This is a genomic window from Micromonospora sp. (genome assembly GCF_048594385.1).
Taxonomy (GTDB): Bacteria; Actinomycetota; Actinomycetes; order Mycobacteriales; family Micromonosporaceae; genus Micromonospora; species Micromonospora wenchangensis.
The window spans coordinates 1-10,081 of record NZ_JBMDWU010000209.1 but is presented as its reverse complement, the minus strand read 5'-3'; the positions used below and the strand labels follow the sequence as shown (position 1 = coordinate 10,081).

Annotated in this window: 8 protein-coding genes; 3 read left to right on the top strand and 5 right to left on the bottom strand. The window is 71.6% G+C overall.

The window, feature by feature from the left end; all coding sequences use genetic code 11:
- The 4 genes from ACOJTC_RS11280 to ACOJTC_RS11265 form a co-directional block, all read right to left on the bottom strand.
- A partial coding sequence (locus ACOJTC_RS11280) for a condensation domain-containing protein (protein WP_420116806.1) occupies positions 1-1,771 on the bottom strand: 1,771 nt, incomplete at its 3' end.
- A complete protein-coding gene (locus ACOJTC_RS11275; RefSeq protein WP_377684955.1) occupies positions 1,768-2,619 on the bottom strand; it encodes a hypothetical protein in 852 nt (283 codons plus the stop codon). The genes ACOJTC_RS11275 and ACOJTC_RS11280, both read right to left, overlap by 4 nt.
- Before the next feature lie 185 nt (positions 2,620-2,804).
- A complete protein-coding gene (locus tag ACOJTC_RS11270; RefSeq protein ID WP_420116805.1) occupies positions 2,805-3,581 on the bottom strand; it encodes a thioesterase II family protein in 777 nt (258 codons plus the stop codon).
- Positions 3,578-4,363, bottom strand: a complete 786-nt coding sequence (locus tag ACOJTC_RS11265; RefSeq protein WP_420116804.1) for an AfsR/SARP family transcriptional regulator — start codon at positions 4,361-4,363, stop codon at positions 3,578-3,580. Before ACOJTC_RS11265 ends, ACOJTC_RS11270 begins: the two co-directional genes overlap by 4 nt.
- Before the next feature lie 493 nt (positions 4,364-4,856).
- On the opposite strand from ACOJTC_RS11265, the gene ACOJTC_RS11260 reads away from it, so the two are divergent.
- Positions 4,857-5,030 carry a hypothetical protein gene (locus tag ACOJTC_RS11260; RefSeq protein WP_420116803.1) on the top strand — a complete coding sequence of 58 codons (174 nt, stop codon included), beginning with the start codon at positions 4,857-4,859 and terminating at the stop codon, positions 5,028-5,030.
- Positions 5,031-5,182: 152 nt separating this feature from the next.
- Here ACOJTC_RS11260 and ACOJTC_RS11255 read toward each other — a convergent pair whose 3' ends face one another.
- On the bottom strand, positions 5,183-8,176 hold the full coding sequence (locus ACOJTC_RS11255; RefSeq protein WP_420116802.1) for a BTAD domain-containing putative transcriptional regulator: 2,994 nt from the start codon (positions 8,174-8,176) through the stop codon (positions 5,183-5,185).
- A gap of 629 nt (positions 8,177-8,805) precedes the next feature.
- On the opposite strand from ACOJTC_RS11255, the gene ACOJTC_RS11250 reads away from it, so the two are divergent.
- Positions 8,806-9,765, top strand: a complete 960-nt coding sequence (locus ACOJTC_RS11250) for a ketoacyl-ACP synthase III family protein (RefSeq protein ID WP_377684961.1) — start codon at positions 8,806-8,808, stop codon at positions 9,763-9,765.
- A 20-nt stretch (positions 9,766-9,785) separates the two neighbouring features.
- Positions 9,786-10,037 carry a phosphopantetheine-binding protein gene (locus tag ACOJTC_RS11245; RefSeq protein ID WP_204924120.1) on the top strand — a complete coding sequence of 84 codons (252 nt, stop codon included), beginning with the start codon at positions 9,786-9,788 and terminating at the stop codon, positions 10,035-10,037.
- The last annotated feature ends 44 nt before the right edge of the window (positions 10,038-10,081 follow it).

The window sequence follows — 10,081 nt, the reverse complement described above, 5'->3', positions numbered from 1 at the left end:
CGTCGCCGGCGGCGAGCCCGTCGGCGGGCGGGCCGACCGGTGCCGGGTCGACGTCGGCGACCTCCACCGGGTGCAGCACCACCCGGCCGGGCGCCTCCGGCACCGGCGTGCCCGGATCGGCGATCACCACCCCCGCGCCCGAGTCGTCGAGCTGGTAGACGATCCGCTGGTACGGGTGGGCCGGGTCGACCGGCAGGTAGGCGGCCCCGGCCAGCCAGGTGCCCAGGACCGCGCCGAGTAGTTCCGGACCCCGCCGGCCCAGCAGGGCGACCACCCCGCCCGGACCCACACCGGCCGCGCGCAGGGCCGCGCGGGTGCGGTCCGCCGCCGCCCAGATCTGGGCGTACGACACCGCGCGGTCGCCGTCGCGGACCGCGACCGCCGTCGGGGCCGCCGCGACCCGGTCGGCGATGGCCGCCAGCACCGAGGGGCTTCGCGCCGGACGGGTGGTCGCGTTCGCCGTGTCGATGGTGGCGAGGTCCGCCGGGGCGTGCAGCGGCAGCGCGTCGACCGGCTCCCCGCTGCGCTGACCGAGCGTCACCAGCAGTGCGTCGAACCGGGCCAGCATCGCGGTCACGTCCGCCCGCCCAAGGACCTCGGTGTAGAAGACCGCCCGCACGTCCAGCGCGCCGGCCGTCGAGACGACGAAGAACTCCAGGTCGAACTTGCTGAAACCGTTCTCCACGATGCGTCGCTCGGCCCGCAGCCCACCGAGGTCGTAGCTGGCCTGCCCCTCGTCCGGGACGTAGTTGAACAGGTGCTTGAAGACCGGGTTGCGCCAGGAGCCGGCGGCCGGGCGGAACTGTGCCATCAGCGCCTCGACGGGCACCTCGCGGTGGATGATCGAGGCGAGGAACACCCCCCGGGCCTCCCCGACCAGGTCGGCGAAGGTGACGCCCGGCGGGATGCGCAGCCGCAGCGGCAACGTGTTGATGTGGTAGCCGACGGCCCGGCTGCTCTCGGCGGTCCGCAGCGAGGCGGGCGCGCCCACGACGACGTCCCGGCCCGCACCGTGCCGGGACAGCAGCAGGCTGTACGCCGCGTACAGGATGACCGCCTCCGGTGCCCGCAGTTGGCGGGCGAGGGCACGTACCGCGTCGTACGCGGCGGCCGAGAGGCGGGCGGTGACCCGGTCGCCGGTGAGGGTCGGCTGGGCCACGTCCGGCCCCTCGCACCACAGGGCGAGCCCGGACGGGTCGAACCCGTGCAGCTGGTCGCGCCAGTAGGTGAGGCTGCGTTGGCTCGGTGCCGTCTCCACGCAGACCGGTGCCGGCTGCGCCAGTTCGGCGGGCGGCTCGGTGTCCTCCGAGACCGCGGTGTAGAGGGCCACCAGTTCCTCGGTCAGCACCACCGAGGACAGGGCGTCGAAGTTGAGGTGGTGCACGGCGAGGCAGAGCACGTCCCCGTCGGGGGTACGGAACCGTCCGGCGCGCAGCAGCGGGCTGCCGTCCATCGCGAACGGCCTGCCCACGTAGGCGGTGAGCAGCTCCTCCAGGTCGGCCCGTGCGACCTCGTGCTGGTCGAGCGCGACGGTGATCTCGGTCGGCCCGAGGACGTGCCGTAGCAGCCCCGCCGGGGTGTCGCGGAAGACCGTCCGCAGGGTGGCGTGCCGGGCCAGCAGCCGGGCGAGGGTCTCCTCCAGCTCCCAGTCGCCGAGTTCACCCTCGACGTCGAGGGCCACCGCCAGGTTGTTGACGCCGGAACCCGGGACGAGCTGGTCGAGCATCCACAGTGCCTCCTCCTTGCGGGTGGCGGCGGCCGGCCCGGTCACGACCGCGCTCCCCCGAGGACCCGGGTCCGGGCCAGCAGCTCCCGGGTGGTCGCGGCGACCGTGGCGTCGGCGAGCATGCCGGCGTGCCCGACCGAGAAGGTGATCTCGTCGCCGGCGAGGTTCGTCGGGGCCTGCGGGTTGATCGTCCGGTAGCCGTTGAGACCGCTGGTGGGGCTCGCCGAGGTGAGCACCGTGGCCCGGGACCACGCCGGCAGCGGGTCGAACTGGCCGGCGGCGCACAGGTAGCTGATGAAGGAGCGGAACAGGGTGACCACCTCGGCGGCGCTGGTGGCGTCCAGGCCGAGCCGGGGGAAGGCCACCGCGCCGACCTGTCCGAAGATCTCGCTGAGCCGGTCCGCCAGCGGCTCCAGGTCACCCAGGTCGCGCTGGGCCTGCCGGCCCGCCTCGCGAGCCTCGTCCAGCTCGGCCGGCGTCAGCGACGAGGTGGCCACCTCGATGATCTTCGCGAACTGCCAGTACATGGTCAGCGGCGTGACGGTCTCGGGGTCGAAGAGGATCAGCGGGGGTTCCGGCTGCCACTGGCCGACCTGCGCGGCCAGGGCCGGGGCCAGTGCGCCACCGGCGCAGAACCCCATGACCGCCGTCACCGTACGGCCGCTGGCGCGGACCTCGTCGGCCCAGCGCTTGACGTATCCCTCGCCGCTGGGTCCGGCCAGCGCGTCCATCCCGAGTGGCACGGTCTCCCACACGCTGGAATCCGGTCCCAGGTGCGGTGCCAGGTCGGCGAACCGCGCCTCCGGGCGACCGGTGGCGTCGAAGTCGATGGCCAGGACGACCTCGTCGGTGCTGCCTGTCGTCAATGCTCGCCAGGTGGTCGATTCGTTCATCGTGTGTCGGTCCCCTCGCTCCATTGTCCGTCCGGCGAACGCTATGGCGGGTCGCTGAAACCGTTCTAAAGCCCGTCATGCGTCGATCAGCGTCGATCTTTATCGCCCGGGACAATTAGGAGGGGACGCGATCCGACCGGCCCCGCTGCCTGTTCGCACCGGGGCCGGTCCGTGTCGAGGGCGGGTCAGCCCAGCCGCAGATCCGTTCGGATCGCCCGGGCCACCAGGGTCCACTGCCGCAGCAGGAAGAAATGGTCACCGGGGAACGGTTGCAGCCGGAACCCGCCGTCGGTGTGGCCCGCCCACGCGCGCGCGTCGGCGAGGTCCACCCGGGGATCGGAAGTGCCGTGCAGCGCCGTCACCGGGCAGCGCAGCCGGGGCACCCCGGGCCGGGGCGCGTACGTCTCGATCGCCCGGTAGTCGGCCCGGATGGCCGGCAGCACCATCGCGGTCAGTTCCTCGTCGGCGAAGACGTCGTCCTCGGTTCCGCTGAGTTCCGCGACGTCGGCCAGCAGCCCACGGTCGTCGCGCAGGTGGACCGTCTCGTGCCGGGACACCCCGGGCGCCCGGCGACCCGAGGCGAACAGCCGCAGCGGGGCGACCCCGAGCTGTTCCAGGCGCAGGGCCACCTCGAAGCCGAGGATCGCGCCCATGCTGTGCCCGAAGAACGCCACCGGCCCGCGCACGGTCGGCAGGATCACCTCGGTCAGCAGGTCGGCCAGGGCGTCGATGGTGTCGACAGGTGGCTCGCCGCGGCGGTCCTGGCGGCCGGGGTACTGCACGCACGTCACGTCCACCTCGGCGGCGAGCAGCCCGACGAGCGGCCGGAAGAAGGTCGCCGCGCCGCCGGCGTGCGGCAGGCAGATCAGGGTGGGGCCGCCGCTGCTGCGGGTGCCGAACCGGCGCAGCCAGAGGTCGGGCTCGTCGGTGCGGTACGGCACGTTCGCCGCGGTCGTGGTCACGACGCCGCCGCGAGCGGGCTGACCAGCATCGACGACCCGAGGTCGCGGTCCTGGAGGATGTGCTGGTGCAGGTCGCGCAGGGCCTGGCACGGTTCGATGCCGATCTCCATGTCGAGCCGCTGGCGGGCGGTGTGGAAGACGGCCAGCGCCTCGGCCCGGCGGTCGGAACGGTGCAGGGCGAGCATCAGGTACTGGTAGAGCTTCTCGCGCAGGGGCTGTTCGGTGATGAGCGCGGAGAGTTGGCCGACGATCTCGCGGTGACCGCCGAGGGTCAGCTCGATCTCCATGAGCTGTTCCATGCACTCGATGCGCAGCTCGTTGAGCAGGGTGGCGTACGCGTACACGACCGGGCTGTCGATCAGCCCGCTGAAGGCGGGCCCACCCCAGAGCAGGAGTGCCCGGCGCAGCGTCTGGGCCGCCGGGAAGAACTGGCCGGCGCGACGGAGCTGCTGGCCGAGGTGGGCGAGCCGACGGAACTCGTCGGCGTCGAGGTCGCCCGCGTCGGTCAGGATGGTGTACCCCCGGGGCCGGGTGACGATGGCGGCGTGGTGGCCGCTGCCGCGCAGCACCTTGCGGAGCTGCGAGATGTAGACGTAGAGCGCGTCGTTGGCCCGGCTGGGCGGGTCCTCGCCCCAGATCTCGTTCAGCAACTGGTCGGAGGTGACCATCTGGTTGGTCTTCGCCAGCAGTACCGCCAGCAGGGTCTCGGTCTTGCGGGTACGGGGTGTGACGACACCGCTGACGCCATGGACCCGGATCTCGCCAAGGATCTCGTACTTCACGGATGTTCCCCCCGTCGAGTCGCCCGCCGGCTCGGTGTCGGCGGTACGTGGCATCGGGTGGAGTGCCGGCGCTGTGGTGGCGAGTCAGTCCGCCGTCGGGTCAACCGAAGTCACCACACCACTGTGGCGCAGGCCGATACCGAATCGGTCCCGATCCGTTCCCGCCTGCCGGGTTGCCGCACTTCGCGGTGGGAATGCCGGTGCGGTCGACGCGCGGGAGGCGACGGGACGGCCGTCACCGGTCGGCATCGGCCGCGGGGAGAGGGCGGCGCCGGCCGTGGCGGGCACTCCATGTCTACCCCATCGGCCGGAGTCGCCACAACCGATGGGTTTGAATGCGTTTTGCGTCATGCGCCCATAAGTGCGGCAGTGTTGTCGTCCTCGCGATCCGGGATCACAATGGTATTCGCCGGGACCGATGTGGGATCGTTCCGGTAGCGACGGTTGTGACAGTGGCATTGTCAAAACGACCGACGAGCACCGGGGGAATGTCATGTTCAAGATCCGCGTTATGGGTCGGGCCGCTGTCGCATTGTGCCTGGCCGTCGGGGCCTTCGCCGCCACCGGATCCGCCGCCGACCCCGGTCGTGTGGTGGCCGGTCCGGAGGGTCATGCCGTTGTCGCGGTCGCCGACGGGCCGCTGCTCGACAATGGCGGCCCGCGCTGAGGCGCTCGCCGACCGAATTACGTCAACGAGTCGTGGCAAATCACCACGACGCTCCCCTATGGTAATTACCTTGATCGATGTAATCGGGCGGCGCTGTTGCGGGGTGCGGACGCTCCCCGGGTACGGCGACCGCCCGGCACCGCATCCGCCGGTCAGTGCGACACGGCCGACCGGGACTGCTCCAGACACCCGAGGCGCTGCTCCAGATCGTCGCCGGTGGTGCCCATGACCTGGTAGAGGCTCAGCGCGGCCCGCCAGTCCGTCACCGCCCGGTCGAAGTCACCCAGGCCGGCGTGGGCGCGCCCCATCCCGTCGAGCGCGCGCGCCTGTTCGAGGCGCAGCCCGATCCGGTCGGCGTTCTCGTGGGCCCTGCGGTGTCGGGCCAGGGCGCCGGTGAAGTCGCCCCGTTCCGTGTGGACCCGACCGAGGACGTTCTCCACCTCGGCGCGCAGCGCCGGGTTCTCCAGGCCGCCCAGCAGGCTCAGCGCGGCCAGGCCGTGCCGTTCCGCCTCCGCGAGCCGGCCCAGCCGCATCAGGACCTCGGCGTACCGCGTTTCGAGCATGGCGCGGGCCCGGCGGCTGTTCGTGGTCTGCACCGGGACGGTCGCCAGGGTCAGTGTGGCCAGTGCGGCCGACCCCTCACCCAGGTTGCTCTGCGCCGAGGCGAGCCGGGTCAGCGCCGAGGCGAGATCGGCCGGCTGGTCGCGGCCGTCGAGCAGGCGCACCGCCTCCCGGGCGCTCGCCACCGCCTCGGCGTGCATCCCGAGGACGTTCTGCAACTGGCTGATGTTGCTCAGCGCGTTGCCCTGCTCGGCCTGGCTGCCCATCGTGCGGTGGATGGCCAGCGCCCGCTGCTGGTAGCTCAGCGCCTCCTCGAAGCGACCCATGCTGGCGCAGACGATGCCGATCCGCCCCAGGCAGGTGCCCTCGCCGACGGTGTCGTTGGTGTCCTGGGCGATGGCCAGCGCGTCGGCGTAGCACTCCAGGGCCTCGGTGAACTCCCCGAGATACCAGTGCGCGATCGCCACGTTGATCAGGTTGAGTCCCTCGTGGACCGGCTCGTCGATCCGGCGGGCTGCGGCGGCGGCCTTGCGGAAGGTGGCGACGTGCTCGTGCATCTCGCCCCGGACGTAGAGGTAGAAGGCCATCGTGCGGGGCAGGTGGCACAGGTGGAAGTCGTGTCCCCGGTCGGCCGCCAGGTCGATCGCGGCCAGCAGGTTGCGCCGCTCGGCCTCGAACCACTCCAGCGACTCCGCCTGGTCGGCCAGCGGCGCCACGTCCTGCGGTGGGTACCGCACCCGGGCCTCGGTCACGAACCGGCCGGGTTGGACCCGGTTCGCCGCCGTCTCCGCGGTGACCACGTAGTAGTCGAGCAGCCGGTGGATGGCGGTGGTGTTCTCGTCCTCGTCCTGGGCGAGGACGGTACGGACGAAGTTGCGGACCAGGTCGTGCATCTCGTACCGGTCGACCTGCCGCTGGATGAGCAGCTGCGAGTCGAGCAGGTCCTCCAGGATCTGCTCGGCCCGCTCCTGCGAGACGCCCGCGAGGGCCGCCGCCGTGTACGCGTCGCAGCTCTCCCCGGGGAACAGCCCGATCAGGCGGAACATCTGCTGGTGGTCGGGGCCGACCCCGTGGTAGGACAGGCCGATGCTGGCCGCGACGCTGCGGTCGTCGAGGACCAGTTCCCGCATGAGCCGCCCCTCGCGGCGCAGCCGGCCGATCAGGTAGCTGAGCGTCCACTTCGGGCGGTTGTGCAGCCGGGCCACGGCGATCCGCAGGGCCAGCGGCAGCCGGCCGCACGCCTCGACCAGGGCCTGCACCTCGGCCTCGGTCGCCGGGTGCCGGTCGCCGAGCAGGCGGTGGACGATCGCGCTGGCCTCGTCGTCGAGCGGCGGATCGAGGGTGACCGAGTGGGTCCCGTCCAATCCGTTGAGCCGCGACCGGGTGGTGATCAGCACCAGGCTGGTGGCCGAACTGGGCAGCAACGGGATGACCTGCTGGGCGCTGCTGGCGTTGTCCAGCAGGATCAGCAGCGACCGGTCGGCGGTCGTGGCCCGCCAGAGCGCCGACCTGCCGACCTGGTCGGTGGGGAGCTGCTCGCCCGGGGTGCCCACCGCACGCAGCAGGACGCCCAGCGCCTCGACCGGGTCGACCGGGTCCCGGCCGTAGGTGAAGCCGTGCAGGTCCAGGAAGAGCTGCCCGTCGGGGAACTCCCTGCCCAGCCGGTGCGCGGCGTGGATCGCCAGGGTGGTCTTGCCGACGCCGCCCATCCCGTTGATCGACACGAGGGTCAGCGCCGTGGCGTCCGGCCGGGCGAAGCCGACGAGCGTCTCCAGGGTCTCGTCGTGCCCGGTGAAGTCGACCAGGTCCCGGGGGATCGTCATCGGGCGGCTCGACGAGGTCACGACCCGGACGGTGGGCACCGACGCACGGGTGGCGGCACGCGGGTCGAGGGCCGGGTCGTTGCGCAGGATCTGCTCGTGCCGCCGGCTCAGCTCCGGCCCGGGATCGATGCCCAACTGGTCGGCCAGCGACTGCCGGGCGTCGGCGTAGACCTGGAGGGCCTCGGCCTGCCGCCCGCTCTGGTAGAGCGCGGTCATCAGCAGGACCAGCAACCGTTCCCGCATCGGGTGCTCGGCCGCCAGCGCCCGGAGCTGGCCGACCAGGTCGCCCTCCTCGCCGATCTCCAGTTGCAGGGTGATCAGACGTTCGACGGTCATCAGACGACGTTCGTCGGCGCGGGCCGCCGCGGTGCGTACGGTGAGGCCGTTCATGCCGCTCAGCGCGTCGCCGCGCCACAGGGACAGACCGGTGGTCAGGGCGTCGATGGCCTCGGTCGGGCGGCCGTCGTCCTCGGCGGCCCGGGCCCGGACGAGTTGTCTCTCGAAGATCTGCAGGTCGACCGCCGTGTCGTGGATGACCATCCGGTAGCCGGGCCCGTCGGTGACGATCAGCCCGGCGGGCAGCCGCCGACGCAGGTCCGCCACGATCTTCCGGATCTGGTGCGCCGCCGTCGACGGCGGGTGCGTCTCCCAGACGACCTGAACGAGCTGTTGCAGGGTGACGACGCATCCGGTGGCCAGCAGCAGGGCCGCGAGCACCAGTTCCTGCCGGGTGCCGCCGAGCGGGACGCGGGTGCTGTCCACCCACACTTCCAGGGGACCGAGGAGTTTGAAGACAATTGGTTGATCGGCGGTGATCAACGCCTCCCGATCATCACCGGATGCCAACGTATCCCTCCCCAAGAGATGTGACGAATCGCAATTAATCATGTTTCAGCGAGGGTGTCAACCTGCTTTATCCCGTGTTGTCGATATGGTCGTTAAGACCGTTCCGAGAATTTTGCCGAAGGGCTTCGGGGCCCGGAACCGTCCAGCGGTGCAGGGGTACCGCTAACGATGTGCACGGAAGTGTTTCGGCCGGGTGTCTTCTGTCGGCGATGCGACTCGCCCGTTCGGTGACTCTCCCTCACGAAAAGCCTCCCCGCAAGCACCGACGCCTGCATGTCAGCCACAAATGCGGGCCCCGGGACGACGGGCGGGCCGGGGGAGGGGTGGCGGCGTCGCCCGTCGATCCGCTGCCCGGCGGTGCGGCTGCGGCTGCGGCGGTGCGGGCCCGTACCAAGATCCTCTTTAGGTCGCCGTTAGGCAGGTCGAGGACCGTTGGGGATGTTGGCCGCACCATTTCCCGAAAGCGGGTGGCAATGAAAGTCCGGAACGTCTTTGTCGCTGGTGTCGGCACGTATCTGCCGGACCGGATCACCACCGAAGAAGCCGTGAAACGCGGTTGGTACGACGAGGGGAACCGCATCCACAGCGACCTGCACTCGATCGCGGTGTCAGCGGACACGCCCGCCCCCGACATGGCGTTCCAGGCCGCCGCGGAGGCGATGAAGCGCTCGGCCCACCGCCCCGAGGACGTCGCGGCGCTGATGCACTGCCCGGTCCACTACCAGGGGCCCGACACCTGGTCCGCCCCGCACTACATCCTGCACGAGACACTCGGCGTCCGGGCGGTGCCGGCGCTGGAGATCCACCACGGCTGCAACGGGATGCTGTCGGCGCTGCGGCTGGCGGCCGCGCAGCTGATGGCCGACCCCGGGTCGACCGCCGTCCTGCTCACCGCCGCCGACAACTTCTCCACCCCGGTCGTCGACCGCTGGCGGATCAGCTCGCACTACGTGCTGGCCGACGGCGCGAGCGCCGCCCTGCTGTCCACCCGGGGCGGCTTCGCCGAACTCCTCGCGGTCGGCTCGGCGTCCAACCCGGCGGCCGAGGTCCTGCACCGCGGCGGCGAACCGCTCTTCCCGCCCAGTATCACCACCGGGCGGCAGGTCGACCTCGAATCGCGCTCCCGCTACTGGGCCGAGCAGTGGGCCAACGGCGTCACCCCGCCGGTGTTCCACCTCGGCGACCTGGTCACCGAGACGGTCGACCGGGTGCTCGACGAGGCCGGTGTGACGATGGCCGGCATCGCCCGGGTCGCACACAGCGGGGTCGCCCTCGACCAGCTCCAGAACGGCATCTTCGACCCCCTCGGGATCACCGACGCGCAGACCGTGTGGGACTTCAGCCGTACGGTCGGACACTGCGGCGCCAGCGACCAGATCCTGGCGCTGGACCACCTGGTGACCACCGGAGCCGTCGGCCCGGGTGACCACGTCCTGCTGCTCGCCGTCGGCGTCGGCATCGAGGTCGGCTGCGCCGTAATCAAGATCATCGAAGAGTACCGCTGAGTCGACGGAAAGGACCCATCGTGCAGCAGGACACCGCGGGCACCACACGTGAGGAGATCCGACAGGCGATCGCCGTCGTGATCGGCCTGGACGCCGCAGCCATCGGCGACGACGCCAACCTGGTCCAGCTCGGACTCACCTCCCTGCAACTGATGCGGCTGGTCAACGGCTGGCGTCGCGCCGGGATGAGCGTGCGCTTCGGTGACCTAGCCGCCGCGCCCACCGTGACCGCCTGGTCACAGCAGCTCGCCGGCACCGTCACCGCGCCCTGACCCGAGCGCCGTACGAGCGGCGCCCCCGGCCACCGGCCGGGGGC